This is a genomic window from Vibrio scophthalmi LMG 19158 (assembly GCF_000222585.1).
GTDB classification, from domain to species: Bacteria; Pseudomonadota; Gammaproteobacteria; order Enterobacterales; family Vibrionaceae; genus Vibrio; species Vibrio scophthalmi.
The window spans coordinates 1-21,953 of sequence record NZ_AFWE01000069.1 but is presented as its reverse complement, the minus strand read 5'-3'; the positions used below and the strand labels follow the sequence as shown (position 1 = coordinate 21,953).

The 21,953-nt window shown below is 45.5% G+C and carries 29 protein-coding genes; 24 read left to right on the top strand and 5 right to left on the bottom strand.

Annotated features, from left to right (window positions below; translation table 11 throughout):
- Positions 1–17: 17 nt before the first annotated feature.
- The gene (locus tag RH88_RS04735) at positions 18–515 is read right to left on the bottom strand and encodes a hypothetical protein (RefSeq protein ID WP_005593830.1); all 498 of its coding nucleotides are present in this window, start codon (positions 513–515) and stop codon (positions 18–20) included.
- Complete coding sequence (locus RH88_RS23535; protein ID WP_005593828.1) at positions 515–685, bottom strand: hypothetical protein; 171 nt, start codon at positions 683–685, stop codon at positions 515–517. Before RH88_RS23535 ends, RH88_RS04735 begins: the two co-directional genes overlap by 1 nt.
- A gap of 388 nt (positions 686–1,073) precedes the next feature.
- On the opposite strand from RH88_RS23535, the gene RH88_RS04730 reads away from it, so the two are divergent.
- A complete protein-coding gene (locus RH88_RS04730; RefSeq protein WP_005593826.1) occupies positions 1,074–1,376 on the top strand; it encodes a hypothetical protein in 303 nt (100 codons plus the stop codon).
- Here RH88_RS04730 and RH88_RS22870 read toward each other — a convergent pair.
- The 3 genes from RH88_RS22870 to RH88_RS04720 all read right to left on the bottom strand — a co-directional run bounded on the left by RH88_RS22870 (position 1,371) and on the right by RH88_RS04720 (position 4,495).
- Positions 1,371–1,622 carry an Ogr/Delta-like zinc finger protein gene (locus RH88_RS22870; RefSeq protein WP_005593825.1) on the bottom strand — a complete coding sequence of 84 codons (252 nt, stop codon included), beginning with the start codon at positions 1,620–1,622 and terminating at the stop codon, positions 1,371–1,373. The two genes, RH88_RS04730 and RH88_RS22870, sit on opposite strands and share 6 nt — an antisense overlap.
- Positions 1,623–1,688: 66 nt before the next feature.
- Entirely contained in the window at positions 1,689–2,717 is a 1,029-nt protein-coding gene (locus RH88_RS04725; RefSeq protein WP_005593823.1) for a phage portal protein, read from the bottom strand.
- Positions 2,714–4,495 carry a terminase large subunit domain-containing protein gene (locus RH88_RS04720; protein ID WP_005593821.1) on the bottom strand — a complete coding sequence of 594 codons (1,782 nt, stop codon included), beginning with the start codon at positions 4,493–4,495 and terminating at the stop codon, positions 2,714–2,716. The genes RH88_RS04725 and RH88_RS04720 overlap by 4 nt, the downstream gene beginning before the upstream one ends.
- A 174-nt stretch (positions 4,496–4,669) precedes the next feature.
- Between RH88_RS04720 and RH88_RS04715 the strand changes: the two genes are divergently transcribed.
- The 23 genes from RH88_RS04715 to RH88_RS04610 all read left to right on the top strand — a co-directional run bounded on the left by RH88_RS04715 (position 4,670) and on the right by RH88_RS04610 (position 20,785).
- Complete coding sequence (locus tag RH88_RS04715) at positions 4,670–5,557, top strand: GPO family capsid scaffolding protein (protein WP_005593820.1); 888 nt, start codon at positions 4,670–4,672, stop codon at positions 5,555–5,557.
- Positions 5,558–5,570: 13 nt separating this feature from the next.
- On the top strand, positions 5,571–6,584 hold the full coding sequence (locus tag RH88_RS04710) for a phage major capsid protein, P2 family (RefSeq protein WP_005593818.1): 1,014 nt from the start codon (positions 5,571–5,573) through the stop codon (positions 6,582–6,584).
- Between the two features lie 12 nt (positions 6,585–6,596).
- Positions 6,597–7,313, top strand: coding sequence for a phage terminase small subunit (gene gpM, locus RH88_RS04705; RefSeq protein ID WP_005593816.1), 717 nt, complete (start codon positions 6,597–6,599; stop codon positions 7,311–7,313).
- Positions 7,314–7,423: 110 nt separating this feature from the next.
- Entirely contained in the window at positions 7,424–7,843 is a 420-nt protein-coding gene (locus tag RH88_RS04700) for a head completion/stabilization protein (protein ID WP_005593815.1), read from the top strand.
- Entirely contained in the window at positions 7,843–8,325 is a 483-nt protein-coding gene (locus RH88_RS04695) for a phage tail protein (protein WP_005593814.1), read from the top strand. The genes RH88_RS04700 and RH88_RS04695 overlap by 1 nt, the downstream gene beginning before the upstream one ends.
- Positions 8,303–8,971 (top strand): hypothetical protein, encoded by a 669-nt coding sequence (locus RH88_RS04690; RefSeq protein ID WP_005593812.1) that lies wholly within the window; start codon positions 8,303–8,305, stop codon positions 8,969–8,971. Before RH88_RS04695 ends, RH88_RS04690 begins: the two co-directional genes overlap by 23 nt.
- A gap of 20 nt (positions 8,972–8,991) precedes the next feature.
- The gene (locus RH88_RS04685) at positions 8,992–10,113 is read left to right on the top strand and encodes a DUF2586 domain-containing protein (protein ID WP_005593811.1); all 1,122 of its coding nucleotides are present in this window, start codon (positions 8,992–8,994) and stop codon (positions 10,111–10,113) included.
- Positions 10,110–10,565, top strand: coding sequence for a phage protein (locus tag RH88_RS04680; protein ID WP_081467361.1), 456 nt, complete (start codon positions 10,110–10,112; stop codon positions 10,563–10,565). The genes RH88_RS04685 and RH88_RS04680 overlap by 4 nt, the downstream gene beginning before the upstream one ends.
- 7 nt (positions 10,566–10,572) lie before the next feature.
- Positions 10,573–10,800, top strand: coding sequence for a TraR/DksA C4-type zinc finger protein (locus tag RH88_RS04675; RefSeq protein WP_005593808.1), 228 nt, complete (start codon positions 10,573–10,575; stop codon positions 10,798–10,800).
- Positions 10,797–11,219: a DUF5675 family protein gene (locus RH88_RS04670; RefSeq protein ID WP_005593806.1), complete on the top strand. Its 423-nt coding sequence runs from the start codon at positions 10,797–10,799 to the stop codon at positions 11,217–11,219. The genes RH88_RS04675 and RH88_RS04670 overlap by 4 nt, the downstream gene beginning before the upstream one ends.
- A 3-nt stretch (positions 11,220–11,222) precedes the next feature.
- On the top strand, positions 11,223–11,810 hold the full coding sequence (locus RH88_RS04665; RefSeq protein ID WP_005593805.1) for a 3TM-type holin: 588 nt from the start codon (positions 11,223–11,225) through the stop codon (positions 11,808–11,810).
- Entirely contained in the window at positions 11,811–12,086 is a 276-nt protein-coding gene (locus RH88_RS04660) for a hypothetical protein (RefSeq protein WP_005593803.1), read from the top strand. It abuts the gene before it with no gap.
- Entirely contained in the window at positions 12,083–12,352 is a 270-nt protein-coding gene (locus tag RH88_RS04655; protein WP_005593801.1) for a putative phage tail assembly chaperone, read from the top strand. Before RH88_RS04660 ends, RH88_RS04655 begins: the two co-directional genes overlap by 4 nt.
- A 41-nt stretch (positions 12,353–12,393) precedes the next feature.
- Positions 12,394–12,537, top strand: a complete 144-nt coding sequence (locus RH88_RS24075) for a DUF6890 family protein (protein WP_175443241.1) — start codon at positions 12,394–12,396, stop codon at positions 12,535–12,537.
- 3 nt (positions 12,538–12,540) lie between these two features.
- Entirely contained in the window at positions 12,541–14,562 is a 2,022-nt protein-coding gene (locus tag RH88_RS04650) for a phage tail tape measure protein (protein ID WP_005593800.1), read from the top strand.
- The gene (locus RH88_RS04645; protein WP_005593799.1) at positions 14,559–14,891 is read left to right on the top strand and encodes a DUF2590 family protein; all 333 of its coding nucleotides are present in this window, start codon (positions 14,559–14,561) and stop codon (positions 14,889–14,891) included. Before RH88_RS04650 ends, RH88_RS04645 begins: the two co-directional genes overlap by 4 nt.
- A complete protein-coding gene (locus RH88_RS04640) occupies positions 14,891–16,075 on the top strand; it encodes a baseplate J/gp47 family protein (RefSeq protein WP_005593798.1) in 1,185 nt (394 codons plus the stop codon). The genes RH88_RS04645 and RH88_RS04640 overlap by 1 nt, the downstream gene beginning before the upstream one ends.
- A gap of 2 nt (positions 16,076–16,077) precedes the next feature.
- Entirely contained in the window at positions 16,078–16,692 is a 615-nt protein-coding gene (locus RH88_RS04635) for a phage tail protein (protein ID WP_005593797.1), read from the top strand.
- Positions 16,693–16,716: 24 nt separating this feature from the next.
- Positions 16,717–18,261, top strand: a complete 1,545-nt coding sequence (locus tag RH88_RS04630) for a phage tail-collar fiber domain-containing protein (RefSeq protein WP_005593795.1) — start codon at positions 16,717–16,719, stop codon at positions 18,259–18,261.
- A 9-nt stretch (positions 18,262–18,270) separates the two neighbouring features.
- Positions 18,271–18,834 carry a C2 domain-containing protein gene (locus RH88_RS04625; RefSeq protein ID WP_005593794.1) on the top strand — a complete coding sequence of 188 codons (564 nt, stop codon included), beginning with the start codon at positions 18,271–18,273 and terminating at the stop codon, positions 18,832–18,834.
- Complete coding sequence (locus tag RH88_RS04620; protein WP_005593792.1) at positions 18,835–19,374, top strand: baseplate complex protein; 540 nt, start codon at positions 18,835–18,837, stop codon at positions 19,372–19,374.
- The gene (locus RH88_RS04615) at positions 19,371–20,057 is read left to right on the top strand and encodes a hypothetical protein (protein ID WP_005593791.1); all 687 of its coding nucleotides are present in this window, start codon (positions 19,371–19,373) and stop codon (positions 20,055–20,057) included. Before RH88_RS04620 ends, RH88_RS04615 begins: the two co-directional genes overlap by 4 nt.
- Positions 20,048–20,785: a hypothetical protein gene (locus RH88_RS04610; RefSeq protein WP_005593789.1), complete on the top strand. Its 738-nt coding sequence runs from the start codon at positions 20,048–20,050 to the stop codon at positions 20,783–20,785. The genes RH88_RS04615 and RH88_RS04610 overlap by 10 nt, the downstream gene beginning before the upstream one ends.
- The last annotated feature ends 1,168 nt before the right edge of the window (positions 20,786–21,953 follow it).

Here is a 21,953-nt window from a genome sequence, read left to right as displayed (position 1 = left end):
TTAGATTGGTAAATTTATCATTTAGAGTCTTTTAAGAACTCTTTCATTTCTTCAGCGACAGGAATTCTATCGATTAAATCAGCTCTACGTTCGGCAGATTTCATTTCAGAGTGAAGCCACAACCCAATTGATAATAAACCAGTAAGGAGAGAGGCTACGATACCTGCAACTACATTTTCTCTTACTCCAGTCCAAAACGGTTTGTGGACAGCTTTTACTATTTCGTCTTCTTTTACAGCTTCTTGGTAAGCTGAAAGTTCTTCAGAGAATGAGAAGTCGATGTATTCGTTGAGCATGCGCTCAGCATCATCACGATACTTATCGATGCATTCAGGTGTCGAGTGGAAAGACGTAAAATAGGTCTCAATTTGTGAGGGTGTAGGATAGTCGCCAGTTTTATCTTTGTAGTTATAAATCCATTTGACTTTTTGTTGTTTGTAAAGGGCGTAGGCTACATAGCCAACAAAATCGCCCTCTTCTTCAATGATGTCACCAAACGTATTATGCTTCCACATTAAGCAATGGCTGCCTTAGAGTTACGGTACTCTTTAAAACGAGAGTTGATCTCTTCTTGTGAGTAATGGCGATCGGCAATGCCTTGTTTAACTTTCTTTGGCAGATTATACGATGATAGTGTCTTGCCGCTTTTCATGGCGGCGCTCGCTCTAGCTGCTGTGCTTTTCATGTTTGCCTCCATTTATATAAATAATCACACAAGTGATAATAATTATTATTTAATAGTTATATTGATAACTGCGAAAGTCTCTAACATTTTGACGGGTTCGTCAATCCCATTGTGTAACAAATGACGAGTTGATTTTAATCAATATACATCAATAGCAATCAATATCCTTGAGTCTTTTGATAAGTATAGGTTACTTCTGCTCACTAAATCATTTAGAACTTATTCAGTGTCTTAACCTTCTTAGTGAAATGTGCCTCATTGCTGTTTGTGACAAGTAGCTCAAAGTTTGAAAGTAGCCTTTTTCCTCCACCACTACCGTTGTGTGAGGGATGCTGCGTATCGACAAGAGTGGGAATCGCTCAATACGGCAGCATAAATGAAATATCATATGAGTGAAGCTTGTCTAATATTACAACTAGAAAGCTGTATGGATATACAGTATATTTACAGTGTCATTAGTAAGGGTATTGATATGTCTAAAGAAAAGCAGCTATTTCAATCAGCTCTGGATGTAATCATTGATGGTGTGGCAGTTAGTTCGGTAGGAGAGGGAAGAGAGGAAGCTGGGCGTGTGCTTCTTGAAGGAGTACTACCAAGGTTTGCTCATCTTCTGGATGATGAAAAAATAAAAGCCATCCAGTCGATTATCAGGATGGCTGATGAGGCGGAGAACCCTACTTTCAATTTATAGCATGGAAAGTTGTAGTTTTAATTCTTCTCTATGTTCTGGTGCTAAAGCCTTAACCATATTAAAAGCTAGCTGTGACGTGGTTTTGGCACTAGGGCTAAGAGTGTGGCTATATGATAAATTCATCACGAAAGTGTGCCCGCATTCTGGGTCACTACATGAGCAATACAAATCCGCATATTTCGTACTCATTCTATTTGATTTCTGGATGCGGCTTCTCTCGCCGCACTCTGGGCAAATCACTCTCATAACATTGACCTAACTGAACTGACTGACAGCACAATATTACGTCAATGGCTGTGTTTTTGTACAGCTTTATGCAATTGTTCCCGTGTCGGTGTCAAACTTTAAATAGAGCCGTTTTGGGATCTCGGGGTCACTGTTTACTTCATCCATAATTAGTTCACATACTGGAATGATTTCATCTTTGGCGTACTCGTTACCAATCTTGGTAGGGTCGCCCAAACTGGTGGTGCCCTGCGGGATAATCCCTGCTTTACCTACAGGGAAGCGATGGCCTACAAGAATGTCTTGCGCCGTGATGTTCTTGATTCGCTCAAACTCATCTTTAGTGGCAATGTCACCCACAGGAATTAATTGAATACCTTTTTCTTTACCGTTCGGGATGTTCACAAACATGCTGCGGAAGTTACCCACGCCCTTCGAGCTGGCTATGGTTTTTTTCATCATATCTTCGTCTTCTGGGCTCAAGCTAGGGTCTGTCGCGTAAAAGATAAAGCCCATGTGCGCACCGTTCTTGTAATAGCGGCGGCGAAATAGTGTGGCGTCTTTATTAAGCAAGCTGCTCTGAATGCTTCCCAAGTAATCAGCCAACCCATAAATTTGCTGTTGTGGATCGTACTGAGGCAAGAAGATTACATCTTCTTTGCGGTATTCTCGTTGCTGGTTGTCTCGCTCAAGAATAACGAAGTTGCCATTTTTTCGTTTACGTAAGTACATGCCTGGTAACGGATGTAAACGCACTACGCGTTTGAAGCCATCGCGGATTTTTAAGAAAGCGGCATCACCAAAGGTGAAGTAATCGCGGCAAAAGGCTTGAATGTGTCTGCGGCGAGTAGAACCACCTTGTTGAAATCTTCCTGCTACATAGTTGGCCCGAGCAATCAACAAAGAGCCGTGATAAGCGTTGGCTCTGGCAATATCGGCTAATCCAGTGCGTGAAATGGGTGGTTCCCAGTAGTTGTCGGTGTCGTTGTAAAACAAATCTGAGTATGAAGTCATCCAACTATTTGAGTCGATGGCTTCGGGTGCTGAGTCGATGTGGTAGACCGACTCTGGTGATCGTTCTTCTTGTTTGACTAAAGTTTCTATTTGCGCGGTCATGCTGCGGTTGCCCAAGTTGATTTAGTTGGAGTTGCGTGGTCTAACGGCTCATTAATAATGGCGTGAGAAATAGCCCAGAACGCATCGGCATGGCCTGTGGTTTGGTTGCGCTCTGCTTTGAATGTCATGGCGTTACCGCTGGCCGTCGGTACTCGTTTAATCGCCATAAACGCCATAGCAATGTCTTTATGTTCGGCATCAAATTGAAGTCGTTTGGCTTCTACGATGTCGATCATCTTCATCACTAAACGGTTTTTGTTTTCGTTGCTGTAGTGGATTGCGTGAGCTTCACGTGGGTATTTCTTCGAAATCAAATCCCAAACACCACCGCCAATGCCTGTGGTATCGACACCGATATAAGTGACCTTGTAGCGCTTAAAGACTTTTTCGATTTCTGAAACGTGATATTGAAAGTTGAGCCCCTTCCAATAGTGCTTTTCTAGTACGCGGAACCGTTCACCTGCGACGACAGGTGGGGCCACCACCACCAAACATGCGTTGTCTCGGGTTCGGCTTGGGTCGTAACCCAACCAAACTTCTCGATGGGCAAAAGGTCGTTTGTTATTTGGCTTGAAGTCTTGCCAGTGAGCGGCATCCACCATGCCTTTTTCAAGGTCTGAAAACTTGAATACAGACAGAGACCCATCAACAAACACGCACATGAACAGGTTGTTGAAGTCGTCTAGGCTGTATTCTTCGCGCAGTTCGTCAATGTCGAATAGGTCACAACCACCGTTGGCGGCATCTTCAATGGTGACAACATAACGCCACTGTTTATCGTCGCAGAGTCGTCCACCGTCTCGAAACTCTTCAAAGGTTGGGAACTCGATTTTTTCCCGAGATTCTTTGCCTTTACGCCATTGGTCGCCTGTCCAAAATGGGTAAGCCTGGTGCATCTTCGATGATGGCGTAGAAAAGTAAGTTTTGCGCCACTTCTTGTGCGTCGCCATTGCCGAAGCAAGTTTGTTCAGTTCGTCAAATTTGGGTATCCAGAAATATTCATCGACATAAACATGGCCGTGGTAACTCTGGGCTGTTTTGCTGTTGGTTGATAAAAAGCGTAGTTCGGCACCGTTAGAAAGAATGATCGGGTTGCCGGTTAACTCGATGCCTAAGAACTCTTTACCAATTGCGATAATGTAGCTGCGGAAAACTTCGGCTTGAGCGCGAGAGGCTGAAAGGAATATTTGGTTATCGCCCGTTAGAATTGCGTCTTCTAAGGCTTCACCGCTGAAATAGTAAGTCGCACCAATTTGGCGTGATTTTAAGATGTTGCGAATACGCTGCTTTATATTGTTACGCATGACATGCTGATATTTGAACAGCGATTCATGCCAATCGACAAAATCATCTTCACAAAGGTGCTCGATGTTATTTTTGCCTTTGCCTTTTTTCTTACTGTTGCCACTACCACCACGGCTTTGATTGGACGGCTCGGTAGTGTTCGATTTAGAGCTGCCTTGCGAAAGCATACGTTCAGCTTTGGCTTTTGCATCGGCATGAGTTTTTAGCAACTTAACGTGATGGTCTATAAGCTTGTCCATCTCTTTAAGTTGCTGATCGCTTTTCTCATCTTTATCAATTAACACGGCCAATCGGCGGTTAATCATTTCCTCAACAGAAAGTTCATTCAACAACAAAGCCCAGCCGAATTTCTCCGCCCAGGTATAGATGATGCGGTCGCTATTTAGGTTAAGTTGCGCCGCTATTTCCTTTGGAGGTACCCCGCGTAAATAAAGCTTTTTCGCGGCCTCTTTTATTTCGTCTGAATATGCCATAGCTGCATCATACGCCCTGAAAACTCGCAAATGGCTAAGCAAAATTCGGAAGAATTCGGATCTAGCCAAAATCCGAATTACTAGGAATTGAAGTGGCTGAAAGCAGTCAGTCAAAGGCGTATTGTTTGCCGTGACCAAGATTCATTTGACGTAATTAACTAGGCAAACGACAGCATGAGCAAAACCAGTGATTGGAATATTGTTGCATCTGAAGGCGCTACCGTAGACGGTCGCCAAATTAGCGCAGTGCAAATTAAAGAGATGGGTGAGTCATATTCACCTGCACTTTATGCCGCACTAATTTGGCCTGAACACTCCCGCTCTCATTGGAACGTATTCGAAGGTAATAACTGGGGTGAAGTGCCGGAAGTTAAAGCCGAAAAACGTGCAGGTAAATTGCGATTACTCGCGAAAATCACGCCTAATGAGCTATTACTTTCCGCTAACAAAAAAGGTCAGAAGCTCTATACCTCTATCGAGCTGCACCCAGACTTCCAAGGGACGGGGCGAGCTTACCTGATTGGCCTTGCTGTGACTGACTCCCCAGCCTCAACAGGCACGACTCGCCTTAAGTTCTCTCGCCAAGCGGGTGAAACTCAAGAGATTGAAACTGATTCATTGGAGCAAATAGACCTTAGCGAGTTTTACTCTGTCAATCCGTTAGCGCAAGCATTTGCGACCATCGCAAACTATTTCCAATCTGGTGGGGAACTGCCAGAAACACCAATTGAACAGCCAGAACCAGAGGAAACGGAAGTGACCGAAGAACAACTACAAGCTGCACTGAAAAAGCAATTTAGTACTTTTAAAGGTGAGCTGAAAACCGAGCTGAAAGAAGAGCTCAAGCAAGAGTTTAGTAAGCAAGAACCTGAGCCAGAACGAGAAGTTAAACCGGAAGGTGCAATAGTAGAGCAGTTCTCGACTGCGCTAAATACGGCTATTGCACCACTAATGGAAAAAGTTTCTGGCCTTGAAACTAAGTTCAACGCCCTTTCGAAAGAAGTACCTGGTCAAGAGCCTCAAGGCGAAGGTGCGGCGGAAGATACAAGCCATTTTGCATAAGGAGCAATAGTAAATGCAATTAACTCAAACCGCTCGTGCATTACTGGAAGAATACTGCGCGAAACAGTGTGAAGTATTTTCTCGTCCTGATGTGAGTAAGCAATTCGCTATTTCGGGCCCAGTTGAAACAGCATTAAAAAACAAGCTGATGGAATCGGTTGATTTCCTCAAACTGATCACGGTTGAAGATGTAGACCAGATTTCAGGGCAAGTTGTTGATGTTGGTACCAACAAGTTACATACAGGCCGTAAAAAAGGTGGGCGTCATACAACATCAAGCGGTGTTGATGGCAATACCTACACCTTAGTTGAAACCGACTCATGTGCTGTTGTTACGTGGGATTTATTAAGCGTTTGGGCTAACTCAGGTAAGCCTGGCGAGTTCATGAAGCGTCTAAACGAAAACGCAACGCTGAATTTCGCGCAAGACATTATTCGTGTTGGCTTTAACGGTACTTCGGTAGCGGAAACAACGAACCCAACGAATAACCCTAACGGTGAAGACGTTAACAAAGGCTGGCAACAACTAGTGAAAGAAAAATCACCAGACCAAATCATTGATGTAGACATTTATCTAGATCCTGATGGCGGTGGTGATTACACCAACTTAGATGCAATGGCATCTGATCTAATTAACACCAAGATTCATCCTGCGTTACGAAGCGACCCGAATCTAATTGTGTTGGTTGGTGCTGATCTTCTTTCATTCGAACAGGCGCGTTTATATGACGCAGCAACAACGCCAACAGAGAAGAAGGCTGCGCAACAATTGCCAAACTCAATTGCTGGTCGTCGTGCGATGTCGCCACCGTTCTTCCCTGGTATGCGAATGACAGTCACGACGCTGAAAAACTTGCATGTTTATACGCAGAAAAACACGCGTCACCGTAAGTCTGAGCATGTAGAAGACCGCAAGCAGCATGAAAACTCATACCTACGTAATGAAGGTTATGCAGTAGGTGATCACGAAGGTTACGCAAGCTTCAATGAAGCGAAAGTGCATTTCGGTGCAACACCTGCGGCATAAGGATAAATGACTATGCGTTTATCTCCTGGCATGAGAGACAACCTTGCGAAGAAAGCAGCAAGAGAACAGAAAGCTTTTAATGTTAGTCCTGCGGTTGATACCGACAGCCTACATATCAAGCTGATTGGCTTCGAAGAAGACCGCAAGCACTTGCGCTCTTTCAATGCGATTGCTGATCGTGTCGAGCATAAGCGCAATGTCTTAGTTCCGAAATACAAGCCGTATGTTCAAAGTTATTTAGAAAACGGTGAACAGTTCGAAAACCCAATTTTTACCAACTTGGTGATCTGGCTATTCGATATTAAAGAGCTGGATACCGCTATTGATTGGTGCATGAAGGCAATCGAACGAGACTTGCCAACACCAGAGAATTTTCGCCGTGACTGGCCGACATTCTGCGCTGATCAGGTCTTGGAATGGGCCGAAAGTGAATCGGAACGTGGCAACTCAATTGAGCCTTACTTCTCCCAAGTGTTTGAGAAAGTCGAGAAAGACTGGCGCTTACACGAGAAGGTCCACGCAAAGTGGTACAAGTTTGCGGGTTTGTACCTGATTCGAAACGAAGAAGGCCAACCACAAGCAACAGCGATCGGCAATTTGGAAACGTTGGAAAAGGCATTGGCCCTGCTTCAACACGCTCACAACAAGCACTGCAAAGTGGGTGTGGGTACCCAAATCAAGAAAATTGAACAACGTATTCGTGCCATTAAAGACGGCAAGAATCTCTAAAGACTCCTACGCCACCGCGCCTCGGCTGGTGAGGTAAGAGAAGCCAATAGGCTAACTCGATACCGTCGACCCAGTGGCTAGAGGCGCACTTATTCAAGTAAGGAACAGTGATGAGCTTTGGTGGATACGTCGAAGAAAATGCAAATACAGACATCGAGTTCGGTGGCTGGCCTGTGTTGAAAACCAGTGAGTTTCGCCTGATGAGACGTATACCTTCGCTGTTCGATGAAAGCTCAATTATTACTGCACTGCAAGCCGCTAGCTTGTACGTGCAAGGTGAACTGGATGAGTTGTTGGTCGGCAGTGAAGCACCTGATTTTGATACGCGTAAAGCATCCGTTTACAAACGTGCGGTGTATGGAACCGCTCATGCTGACTTATTGCCAGAGTTTGCAACTCAAGACCGCAGAGATGCGGCGGAAAATACAGCCGAAGACGATTTTAAACAGGCTGACCGATTTAGAGCTCAAGCAAAACGGGACATTAGTTTGCTGCTTGGTAGAAGTGCCAACAAGGTGGATTTGATCTGATGCAAACCAAATTACAAGCCTTACACAAATACCTATGTCAGCAACTTAAAGGCAACGTCCACGCGAAAAAGATTCACGCCACTCAAGCTGGCGGTGAGTTGATAGTAAATGGTGAAGACAGAGGCAATGGCGGTTATCGAATTGCTAACTGGTTTTACCAAGCAGGGATACTGATCGAGAACTTCCCTCATAACAAACTGGACCCAAGTACTTTATTCGCTTTGGTGGCTTGTTGGATTTCAGAATTTGATCCTGAAAGGGACGAAAATGAAGAGCTTGGCAATCCTGATATCGAAATCGATGTGAACAACGAAGAAAGTGCGGATGTATTGATAAAAATCGCCTTTGAAGAACCCATCGAGTTGATACTCGACCCGAAAGGATTGGTGCTTTGGAATAGCCAGACTTATCGAGTGAATCCAGTAGAAATTTGGATAGCAGAAGAAGGCGAAATTACGAATGCAGCCAACGATAACGCTTAACGCCAATGATGCAATCAGTGCCAGAAAAGCACTTGAAGCGTTGATGCTGCCACCAAAGAAACGATTTTGGATTCTGAAAGATTTAGGTCGCTGGGAAATACGCAACACCCGAAGCCGCATTAAGCGTCAGAAAAACACTAAAAACAAAGCGTATGACAAGCGAAAGAAAGGTGAAGGTGCAGTTCTAATGAGCTTTGCCAACGGGATGGAACCCTACGTTAAGAACGGAGCAAAGGAGCTCGACTTAACATGGAAAAACCGGATACAGGCAAAAAAAGCCGCTGTTCATCAACAAGGCATGACAGAAACGGTCACCGCTAGGCTGCATATAAAAAGCCAGAACAAAAGGTTTGGGCAGCCTGATTACGAGGCGCAAGCCACAGATGAGCAAGCCCATGCACTGCGCCGGTTAGGTTACAAAATCAGGCGAAAAGATGGCGGATTTAATCGCCTGAGTAAACGCAATATTCAAAAACGACTGACGTTAGGTCAAGCCGGGCTAATTATCCGCATGATGCGTTCAGGTAGTCCGAAAGGGAAACAGAGCTGGACGATCGAAACACCAGAACGTGAGTTGATTGGAACCCGAAAAGAATTAGTTACCAAACGACTGTTACGCAACATCGAGAAAGCCAAGCAAGGCTAGGCGAAAAGAGGATAGAACTGATGGCAACCGGAAAGGTAGAAGTCAATAACTTGAACTTGGGGCAAGGCGGTATCCCCGAAATTGAACGTCATCTGCTTTTCATTGGCGTTACGTCAAAAGCAGAACTACAAGGCAAAGTCACCCGTGTTTCTGCAATGTCCGACCTATCAGGTGTTGTCGCAGATGATGAGTTAGGGGCGAATGTGATTGCCGCTCAACTCAACGGTAAGCAAAACTGGACAGCTGCTATCTATGGCTTAACCGCTCCAGAACTTTGGACTGGTGTAGTTAATGAAGCCAACAAAACAGATTCGTTCGAAGGTATTGTGCTGGTAGATAAAACCACCGACAAAGCCGCTTTTGATGACATGATGGCAAAACATAACGAACTAGTGAGCAAACTAGGCCGTTGGGTGTTCATCTTGGCTGCAGTACCTGGTATCGATTCAGAAAATCAAACATGGTCGGAATACGAAACGGCAATGCTGACACTGGTGAAAGATGTTGCTGCGAATATGGTGGTACCAGTGCCGCAACTTCATGGCAATAACATCGGTGTGCTTGCTGGTCGCCTGTGTGATCGCAGTGTCACGGTAGCGGATACACCAATGCGCGTAGCAACAGGTAATGTATTGGGTTTAGGTGATGCACCAAAAGACAGTGCTGGTAAAGATCTTGAAATGTCCACCGTTGAAGCACTTGCTACCGCTCGCTATTCAGTACCGCAATGGTATGCCGACTACGAAGGTATTTACTGGACTGATGCCACGACGCTCGAAGCGAAAGGTGGTGATTACCAATACCTTGAATATGTACGCCCAGTACACAAACTTAATCGCCGCGTTCGCGTGAAAGCGATTCGTCGCATCGGTGACAAAATCCTCAACTCTACTCCTGAGTCTATCGAGAACAATAAACAGTATTTCTCCAAAGACATGCGCCAGATGAGCAAAGGTATTCAGCTAGGTGACATTCAATTCCCAGGTGAAATCATGCCGCCACGTGATGGCGATGTGACTATCCAATGGATGACAAAATCAAAAGTGGTGATCGGTTTAATGGTGCAGCCGCATAACTGTCCTAAGCACATTGTGGTCAATGTTGCGTTAGACCTGTCTAACCCAGCCGATCAGGAGGCATAAGCATGCGTATTTCCGGTAAGAATCTCAAATTCCGCTTGGAAGACCTAAAAATTAGCGCACAGAAATGGACGCTTTCTATTACCGATAACAGCGCGGTGACCAAAACAGATGGTGTTCCTGATGGTTACGTGGAAGGTGATGTAGAAGCTTCAGGCGAATTGGAGTTAGTCACAAGCCAATTTAATTTGCTGATGAAAGCGGCAGCTCGATCAGGTTCTTTCCGTGGTCTAAAGCCATTTGATGCGATGGGCTACGGCAAAACGGAGCGTGACGAGCTCAAAGTAGAGATGTTTGGCATCAAGTTGAAAATCTCTGACTTGATTGACGCAGATAGTAACGGTGGCAGTGCGCTGGTCCATAAGATTCCGTTTGATGTGACTGATCCTGATTTTGTTCATATCAATGGTGTGCCTTATCTACGTCCAGAAGAAACCGCCGACATTATTGGGTAGGTGGTAGATGCCGGACTTATTTGATCATGCAAGCGGTATCGAAGCCAAACAAACGGAAATGGCACTGGCCAAGCAATTGGCAGCCAGTGCCAAAGCGAAAGCGCAGCACCCAAACGGCGAAACACATTGCGTTGAATGCGGTGAGGAAATCCCAGCCGCACGCCGAAAGTATCTACCTCATTGTTGCACCTGTGTAGTGTGCCAAGAACTTCTAGAGAAGAGGGCAAAACGTTGAAACGATTTGTATTGAAACGCCGTTACTTTCAAGACGGCACTTTTGGAACGCTTCACCGCGAAGATGGAAGCCAAGTGTGTGTGATCGCCGAACGTGGTTGGCGAAATAATCTGCCAGGTAAATCTTGTGTGCCAGAGGGTTCTTACCAAATTCTTCCTCACAAATCGCCTAAGTTTGGTGATTGCTATGCGCTAGAAGCTGGCGAACTGGGCGTAACTCGTCAGGGGCCGAGTTTAAGAACGCATATCTTGATCCATAAAGCGAACACACCGAGCCAACTTCAAGGCTGTTTAGCACCAGGTGTTGATTTTGGTTTTGTTGGCAATGAATGGGCAGTAGTCAATTCAAAGGCAGCATTTGAAGCATTGATGCACGAACTTGATGGTCAACCAGCGGTTTTAACCATCGTTAAGGACTGAGCTATGTGGGAAAGCGTTAAATCATTAATTGCAACTGCAGCACCAATGATTGGCACTGTGATCGGTGGTCCTGCAGGTGGTGCCGTAGGTGCGATGGTTGCGAGTACTTTAGGCGTAGAAAATACGCCAGAAGCTATCGAGCAAGAATTGCGAACTAATCCTGATGCACTGCTAAAGCTCAAGCGACTTGAAAGTGATGAGCGTATCAAACTGCAAGAGCTGGCTTTGAGTCATTCAAAAATTGAAAGTGAAGAACGCAAGTTGGCGATTACCACTCAAGCAGCAACCCAGCAAGCAGAGTTAGCCAGCAATGACGCCTATGTTCGACGTTGGCGACCAACGTTTGGCTATGCGATGTGTTTGGCTTGGTCCCTGCTGTTCTTTGGTTTGGCATTTGCGCTTGTTTTCCACCCAGAGCAAGCCGCTAGTGTTGTGAATAGTGTCGTGGCTCTTACTCCTTTGTTTAGCGTTGCTCTGGCCGTGTTAGGTATCAGCATCCATAAGCGAAGCCAAGATAAGCAAGTCGCTCAGGGAACTAAACCTGCAGGGTTTATCGGAAGCTTAAAGCAAGCCGTTATGCAAGGAGGCTAAATGGAAGATTTGCGCGTGTGGTTGGCAGTGGCTGCTTTTCTACTGACTCTGATTGGCTTTGTGTACGCACGTGCAGAGAAATCCAATAGCACAGCAAACAGCCTAATGCAGCGCACTCATCAAAATGAAATTGCTATCGAAAGGATGAGAGCGGATAACGCGGAAAAATACGCAACGAAACACGAGCTTAGAGAAGCCGTGGACGACCTTAAAAAATCCATTAACGGACGGTTTGACCGTCTAGAAACGAAATTAGATAGAGAGAAAATCACATGAGTAAGAAAACTATCGTTCTAACTATTGCAGGTTCAGATATTCAGTTTGCACCAACTCCAGAGCTTTATGGCGAATATATCGGTGCGATGGCTCGTGGCGACATGACTGATTCAGCGCATAACTTTGTGATGCAGTCAGCGCAAGGCGATGAAGGGAAAGAATTATTACGCAAGCTTGATGAAGACAATGCTGGCGCAATGATCCAGGTTGCAGGGGCGTTAGTTGGTGAGTATGCGCCGAAGGTGGCGATCTCAGTAAAAAAATAGAAGAACTGGTTAAGTCGCTTGAATCAAGCGACTTACTCCAGATGTACGCATTACGAAGGAAATGGTTACCCCACGAACCAGATACAGAAATGAGCTTGGCTCAAGCAGTTTGGTTAGAGAAACAACACTGGGATAACACCGCGATTTCCAATGCGAACGGAACAGCGAAAGCTTTTGCAGGATAACGAATGTCTCTACCAGAACCACTACGCTACACAGTTGGATTGATAGACCAGATTAGTAAACCGCTGGGTAATATTCAGCGTGAGTTTAATAGCATGGCTTCTTCCTACCGAGACGGCACTCACACTATGGTGGCGGGTGCTGCTGGCGTAGCTGGTGTGGGTATTACGCTGCAACAAGCATTAATGCCGGCCATTGAGATGGACAGAGCACTAGGTGAAGTGAAAGCGCTTGGTGTGGCAGATGATGCACTGAAAGCCATCACGCAAACCGCATTCGAGTTCAGTGCTGAATTCGGCAAAAGTTCGGTGGATGTGGTTCGCCATGCTGAAGGTGTGCGCCTTGCTATGGGCAATATGCCTGCTGATGTAATGGCAAGCGTGACCCATTCAAGCGCAACGCTTTCTATGGCGATGAAGTCAGACGCAGAAAGCACTACGCGATTCATGAAAAACCTGTATGGCAACTATAAGACGCAAGCTGATGCCATGGGTGTGGATACATGGACCGCGCAAATTGCTGGCATGACTGCCACTGCGAAACAGCTTTATGGCATTGAAATGGGTGCGATTGAGGGGATGGTGGATGGTATGCACTCGCTCACGTCCACTATGGGCGTTGGCCTTTCTGAGCAGTTCGCTGTGTTCGGTATGCTCAAAGGCCAAATGAGTGAGGGTGATGCCGTCACCCAATACACCAACTTCTTAGAAAATGCCGTGGGTGCGCAAGACAAGCTGGGCGTGTCATTGACGGACATGAACGGGCAACTGCTTCCGATGCAACAAGTGTTGGAGAACATAGCACCGTTGCTGGATGGCTTGTCGGGTACCGAAGCGCGAACCCTACTTGATGAAGCAGGCTTGGGCGACGGAGCGCTTATGCTTACGAACTTGGTTGGGCGTATGGGTGAGTTTAGTGCGGGTATGGACGCATTGGGAAATGTGAAAGGGCTTGATGCTGCAACTCAGATGGCGGCAGACATGACAGACCAATGGGAACGTATGGAGCAAGGTGTCTTTGCAATTCGAGCAGCTTTTGGTACAGCTCTACTACCATCGCTAATGCCAGTGATCTCATCATTAGTTGACGGTGCTGGAGAGCTAATTAGATGGACGAACCTGTTCCCAAATATTACTCGATGGGTTGGTTATTTGACTCTTGGTTTCTTTGGCCTAGTTGCAGTGGGAGGAGTGCTAACCATTATGACAGGTGCATTCAAAATGCTATGGGCGACCGTAACGCTTGGAAGTGGTTTAGTTAAAACAATTACTTTTTCATTTGGTTTTCTAGGCAAAACGCTGACGATGCTTAGAGGTCCGTTGCTAGCTATGAATATGTATATTCGAATGTTCAATATACGAGCAAAAGTAGCAGTGGCGACTCAGTGGATATTGAATATAGCGATGACGGCAGCCAGTGCCTTCTACTCTACTGCTGCAATAGCACTTTCTACAATCGGAAAGGCGTTTTTGGCAACAGCAATGACCGCCCTTAAATTTGCTGCTGCTGTTGCAATGAATCCTTTGTTTTGGATACCTGCTGCGATAGCTGGCGTAGTCGGGCTCATGTACTACTGGGATGATCTTAAAGCGAGCTTTGGCGACACCGCATGGTTCCAAGTTTTAACTGCGATTACTGCGCCTATTCGAGCCTTATTCGCCGCAATCTATGGCGGTTGGAAGTGGGTAACAAGTGGCTTTACTGACTTATCGGGTTTTGATGGCTTATTTGCCATTGTTGACGAAGTGAAAGCGGTATTTGAAAACCTGTTCGGTTGGATTGGAGAAAGCTTTGACACTGTGATCAGTTGGATACCAGGTCTCGGTGATGACGAAGCACCTGGTCAAACGATTAATGCAGTTCAGCAAGCCACACCAAAAGCGAGAGTTCAACAAGGTGGGGTTGCACGTCAGATGTCGACTTATAACCAAGGACGTTCGACGAATTACGGCGGTGTGAGCATTTATCCAACGTACATGAATAGCCCTCAAGATATGGCTAATGAATTAGAGATGGCCGCGCCATGAGTAAAGATTACCTGTATCAAGATATGCTCATAGAAAACGGTGATGTCGTTTTAGATGCTGGTCGAAATCCAGTGATGATTCAAGACCGAGCCGTGATCGCCCAAGATATTAAACACGCCATTATCGAGAGCGGTTTGGCCGTGGCTTTGATCGGTGAAAAGTCTCGTGATGCTCGCAGTGATATCAAAAAGCAAATAGAGCTCTTAGTTGAAGAAGAGGTTCGTTTGGTACCAGGTACCGTCCGAATGGAAGAGCCGGAACTAGGCAAAATCTGGATTTTCGCAACAACAAGTGATTTTGGTGGCATTGAAATAGAGGTTGATAGCTAATGGCAAATATTCCACAGCCAGATTATGAAGAAATTTTAAAAGAGTCAGGCATTCCAACTGATTCAGAGAGCTGGCGCAAGGTGCTCAAAGAAGAGATGGAAAAAGCAGGTAGCGTGATTAACAACGACAGCCGATTTTCTCCTTTTTGGCGAATGATAGAGCAAGCCGTGATAGTGGCTACTGTGTGGCTGGTTGAAAACCTGTTGGTCAAATACGTGTTGCCCAATACGTTTCTAGCCACTGCGTTCGGTGAGTCTTTGAAACTCAAGGCTTGGGAAGTGGACATCGAGCCAAAAGCTAAAACCAAGGCGAAAGGTAGCATTGTTTTTCAACGTGCTGCTTTGCAAGGTCCGGCACTGATTATCCCTAAAGACACGTGGGTTCAAACTGAACCGATTAACGGCACCATTTATCGAGTGAAAGTGCTTGAAGACACGACGATGCCAGAGAACGAAACCACCGTTTCAGCAACCGTCGAAGCCGAACACGAAGGCGCTTCTTATAACTTGGGCGGTGGTTACTACCATGTGATCCCCGTTGCTATTTCGGGTATTGCCGCCGCGACCAATGAAGACGAATGGTTGATAGAAGCTGGCGCAGATGATGAAAACGAAGACGAACTTCGCTTGCGTGTGCGTAACCAGTGGAGTGCCGTTGCTAAATGGCATATTGATGCGGCTTACCGTTCCTTGCTGATGAAGAAAGCAGGTATTCAAGACGACAATATCTATTTTGAACATAACGCACCACGTGGACCAGGTACTGCAAACGCACTGATCTTGTTAGATACGGGTAATCCATCACAAGAGCTGATCGACGATTTAAACCACGAAGTGACAACCAGTGGCTTGCATGGCCATGGTGATGACTTGTTGGTGAAAGCGATGCCTGAAACCCAACACGCTATTAGTGTCAAAGTCTGGCCGAAAGCCAAGTTAACAGAGCAAGAGCGTGGGACGTTAAAAACAGACATTGAGAATGTAGTGAAAGCGGCATTCCGTAAAAACAGTGATTACAAAGTCACGCCGACGAATCCAATTGGTCGCTTTAGCTTTTCACGCTTAGAAGGGGAACTACATGGCTTGCTTGAGGGCATTGAGTCATTGAAGTTTGAACAAGAAGACATAGTGAGTAGCTTGAAAATCCCTCGCTTGTCGACGTTGACAATAAATATGCAGGAGTAGCTATGCAACTACCACCAATTAAATTCAAGTACTGGATGGGTAGAGGTGAGCTGGCAAAGTTTGCCAACGCACTGCGTAACTACTGGTCAAGAGTGGACGAAGCATTGCGAATGCCACTCAAAAAGCATGACCCACTTACTGCGCCAATTGGCATTGTTCGCCTGATGGCTTGGGAACGAGACATCGAGCCATTAGAACGTGAAGACGAAATGATTTTTCGTATTCGTGTCGCCAATGCTTATTCGTTTGCCCGTCATGGCGGTGAGACAGCCGGCTTTAAAAACATGTTTGGCAAGTTAGGCGTCGACTGGGTAGACATCCATGAACGTGAAGACCAAGAACAGTGGGATGTTGTCACCATTGAAACCGCTGACAGCGACTTAGCCCAAAAGAACTGGTTAATGAATGCCATGATTCGACAATACGGTCGCACGTGTCGACGTTATCAGTTCAATGTGACCTATCCGGTAACGTTGAAGATGATCGCTGCAGCGTTTGGTCACAGGTTCAACCTTCATGTTGCAAAAGCCAATGATGAATCCACCGTGTCGGTGCGAGAAAAACGCATCGAACACAACCAACAGATTTTCACCGCGTCAATGACGCGCCTGAACTGACAAAAATAAAAGGGAGCGTTAACCATGAGCCAAACGGCTATCCCGTTAGAGTTTGAACAGTACCTGCAAAACAAGGTTTCGTTGAAGCAGCCTACTGATCTCAATGAAATCATTTTTGCGATGATTCCTGATCTTGATTTGTCTCAACCGATTGACCGTACCATTTCACTGCCACCATTAGAGCAATGGGTGTTTCAACAAGATTTAGACCAAATTGGAAAATCCGGCAGCAATGCGGTTGTCTATTCCGTGGTGCTCTCAGGTAGTACCGCGCCATTCACTTTTAACGCTATGTTTCTGCGTGACAAGAACGTGCCGAAAAGCTGCGGCATGGTGGTTTACAAAGCTACCGAAACCAAAGAAACAGGCATGGCGTTAACTAAGTCGATGCTAATGCAGTTCGATGGAGCAGCAGCCGCGGCGAATGTGACAATTGATGCGGCAACTTGGCAAATAGACTACCAAGCCCGATTGAAAGGAATGGACGAAGACCACCGCTTATCTTGCTTAGATAACTATGGTCATACTGCGTTCGTTGATGGTTTTGACGTAACACTCCATGAAGTCGACCAAACCAAATATTTGATTGTACCAGGTGTCGCTTATGTCGGTGGTCTACGCATTCAAAACGCACTTTCGACGGTGCAAACGGTAGACAGCAAACCAACAACTTTATGGGTTGATGTTTACCGTGATGGTACCGCACTTTCTCAGCATGAAAACCTATTCAAAATCGTTGCGACCACTGATGACTTAGTGGATTACACCGATAGCGAGAACCGACCTCATTATGTGGCGAAACTAGCACGGATTGAGGCTGATGGCTCAATAGTGGATTTACGTGTTAAGGGTGGTTTGGCTGAGCATGAAATGCTTTCTCAGTTCCTGCCTTATGACTCAGAGCGAGTTTATACGACTGGTGAGATTTGCTACACCAAAGACCAAGCTACGGGCGAGTTGAGCTACTGGCAATGGTATTCTAATGTTGAGTCATTAGCAGGTAAGTCGCCGTTACTGGAGACTAATCGTCATGTCGGTTGGTCAGACAACACCAAGCCGTTTTATTGGGTGCCGTATACAGGTGATCAGATAGGTATGCCGTTTTACTGGTTGGATACTTCTGCACCAGAATGGGCAGTGATGGAAATCAACGTTGATTTGCCTTCGCTTGTTTATTGGCGTTTAGCTCGTCGTTATCCATCGCTAGTGTTTAACCGTGATGGTGTGTCTTATATCAATACAGGTGAGATTCGTGCCGAGTTCTTACGTGTGCTTGACCAAGGTCGTGGCGTGGATGCAAACCGCCAAATCAATACCGCTCAGAAAGGTACAGTGATTGCGGGTAATGATGATGCTGATACTGCAAATACCAGTATTCAAAACATCAATATACATCGTGAAGCGTTGGGATGGGAACCCGCCGATCTCAGTGATGTTGCTATGAATGTGGATTTAATTAACTGGGCAACAGGAACAAGTAATAGCCGATTAGATAATGCGAATTTAGCCCTTTGGATGGGTACATCACGTTCACGAAACGTAGCTCGTCCAATGGCAATTGCAATTTAAGGAGGATGTGTGAGTAAAGACGTTAAGTATTACTATCCAATAGATAAACAAACTAACGAAGTTCTTGTCCCTGTTAAGGCTGAATATCGTGGTGGTATGTACCACATACCGAGAGACGCACTTCAATCAGAACCTTTACCTCCAAAGCAAGGTTTTGCTGTTGTAGCTGTTTTAGATAACTCAGGTCAGGCTATTAAATCTAAATACATCGAAGACCATCGTGGCACAACGATTTATGATGAATCGAATTGTACAGTGTTGAGTGTAGTCTCTGATTTAGGACCAATAAAAGAAGGATTCACAACAGACAAACCAATAACTGATTTTGATGAGTGGATTAGTGGTGCTTGGGTAACAAACCAGAGCAATAAATACATTGCCGAATATGATCAGGTTGATAGTGCTCGTCGTGCTGCTTACCGCGAAGTTAGTGACCCCCTATACATGGAAGCGTGGCGCAAAGAGTCTAAAGGTTTGGTTGATGAAGCCGCAGCATTCAGACAACAAGCCGATGCAGCAGTCGAGCTAATACAAGCCGAACATCCTTGGCCGACTCTGGCAGAGGTGGCTTAAATGCTATCACTCTCAGCAGTTCGAATTCCCCTTAAAGGCTTAAAGGTCACAGCAAGACAACAACTAGCCGGACAAGATATGTCCGGCAACTCTGCATCGACTGACCAAGCCGAAACAGGGGATAAAGGCAAAGTTCTGGCTGTAACTGGGACTTTGCCATATGACAAAGCAACTACGCTAAACCAACTCTACACACTTGCTGGCGCAAAGCTTGACGGTGCGCGAGTGATCTACCGTATCGACAACCGCACAGCGAATGCCCTAAAAGTTAGCCAGGTAAAGTTCCAAGGCACTATCACAGCGCAAGAAGATGCCCAGTTACGTCAGTGGCTAATCAGCTTTGAACTTGTTGAACATATGAGTGTGGCAGAACGAACCGAAAGCAGAGAAGACCCAAAACCTGCGGTACAGCAAAAGGCTGCAGGGGTAGAAACACCAACTACACCACCAACGGCTTCGGTAAATACTCCACCGAATACCGAAGTGGAAATGACAGGTGTAATGGGGTATCTGCAATCAATGGATAAGGCACTGGCATGAATACACCAGAGTTTACCATTCAATGCTATGTTGGCAGTGAGCCAAGAAAAGTCAGCCAACATAGGCTGACATTTTCTGATAATGCACCAGGTAGAGCAAAGATAACGATTCAAGGTGAAGCTAACCCAATGCAGCAGGTTGCTATCGAATTGGGTTGGGGTAATAACATTAGGCGTGTACTGACTGGATTTGTTGAAAGGGTTTCACCAGATAAACCAGGTTACGTTGTTATCTTCTGCAGAGAGCTGGCCGCTGCGCTTTATCATCCATTGAATGTCATCATGCGACATCCAACGCTTGTTCAGTTGCTTAGTAATATCACTCAACAAACAGGGCTGCAGTTTGTGGTCCCTGATAGATCTTATGCCAATAGTGCTATCCCTTGTTTCTATTCGACAGGTAATGGCTATCGGGTGCTCGATGAGATAGCACAGGCTTTTAGTATTTCTGATTACATCTGGCAGCAGCAAGGGAATGGACAAATATTTGTAGGAAGTTGGGCTGATAGTTACTGGGCAGACAAGCCAGCGACTATCCCTGCCAACATGCTAAATCCACACCAAGCCCAAAAGATGGCAACGGTTCCTTGCACACCACACTTTAAGCCAGGTGTGATCGTGAATGGTCGTAAGCTTGCCACCGTTGAACATGTTGGAACGGAGACAGTCATAACATGGACGTAAAAACAATTAAGCGTATCGTCTACCGGCTATTCCCAGAACTAACAGGAAACTGGCATTTGCCTCAGCTTGCCAAAGTCGTTGCATTACCAGAGCTACCGAAAGAGGGTGATTTGTCTGAGCGTTTCTATCCTCGTTATGCAGCAGATATTCAATTGCTTGATAGTAAGTTGGTCGAACGTAAAGATGTGCCGGTAATGCAAGCTGTACCTTTACCAGTACCAGGTATTGGTGAACAAGCAGGGCGATTAGAACCGCCAGCAATTGGCGCAATAGCTGAAATTGGTTTTGTTAATGGTGAACCAGATAAACCATTCATTCGAACAGTTCTGGGTCTAGGCTGGAAACTGCCAGCAATCAAAGCTGGTGAAAGTCGATACCAACAAAGACCAGGTGTTTACCACCACGTTGACCAAACTGGTAACTTTCGCAGCATCACCGACAAACTTGCTCAACTGCACTGTAAGTTAAGAGAAGTTCGTGCCAGCACAGAACAAGATTACCGTTCGCCTAAAACGTGGTTGGGCTCAGAAAGTGAGAATGTACTCAACTTGCTAGGGGAGTTGATGCAAGTCGTAACCGACCTATCCGATACATGTGCGGCACATACTCACAAGAGTCCAGAGACACAAGCACCAACAAGCGCACCAATTAAAGCGGCAGCGTTTACCGGACACGGTGAAAGTAGCACCGGACTAAAAAACAGACTTACTCCTATCACTAAATTCTAACTCTAAATGCCTCACAGCAATGCGCAGCCAATCGGCTGCGTTTCTTTTTGTCTAAACGTTAGTGAACTGTCACGTGCATACCTGCAGCTAGGTAGTCACGAAAGAGAGCACCCAGGTGACGGAATCCGCACTCATCCTCCCCACCTGCGCGGTTTTCGGCATGTTTTTTATCGAAATTCCATATTGTGAAATCTGGCAGGGCTGCATCAAGCGCAGACCAGCCCTGCAACCCTTATAGACACTGGGGCTTAGAAAAGCAAAAGGCCGCTTAAAAGAGCGCGTGAAGCGCCGTGAGTGAATTTCAAAAAGTGCAAAGAATTGCGCAATATTGAAAAAACAACGATCAGAAAAGATCTGGTGCAATCCATTAAGTTGTTGATATTTAGTGTTTGTTTTAATTTTCGTAGCTATTTTAAAGATCTGTTGTAGCTTTTAATGATCGCGTGTTTGTGTGTCGAATCCCAATAATCACGGGGTTTGAGCGTCGTTTTGTGACGGAATATATTTTTTCAAAATAACAAAGCAATGATCGCTAGTAGAAGTGCGTTACCATATCGGTAAGTTGAATTAGATAAATGGGGTTTTCGTGATGCAAACGAGAAAGCCTGCGAATGTCGAACTAGTAGAATTTAAATGTGACGATTGCCAGCGTGGAGTCTATCGCGTGAGCGATAACCAAAGAAATGCGATGTGGCCACACAAATGCACATACTGCCAAAAAGAAGTTCTATTCCCATTTCCTTACCCGTGCATAGAGTTTAATGGCGAACGGTTTGTTCTTGATAAGCATGTAAAAAGGGATATGCCTAAACCGACTAACTAATTGTATCGCTTGTATCAAAAAAAGGTCGATCAGTATGGCTATCTGATCGACCTGTCCAAACGCAGCAAGCAAAGGCGATTGAGTGAATAGTTAAAGTTATACATCTTGGAAAATCATATCGATACCGTAAAAGTAAAATCTACGACTAAAAAGACATTCTACTGAAATCTAGTAGTTTGTTAGGTCATTGGAGGTGCGAGGTTAGCTGATTTATGTTTATTACGTGGTAGTACATACCCAAAAACAAAAGTGGCGACATGAAAACATGTCGCCACTTCATCGCCATAAATCGTTTTGTTATTAGTTAACGTGTTGATTTTTAATGGCTATATTTATACATCTATC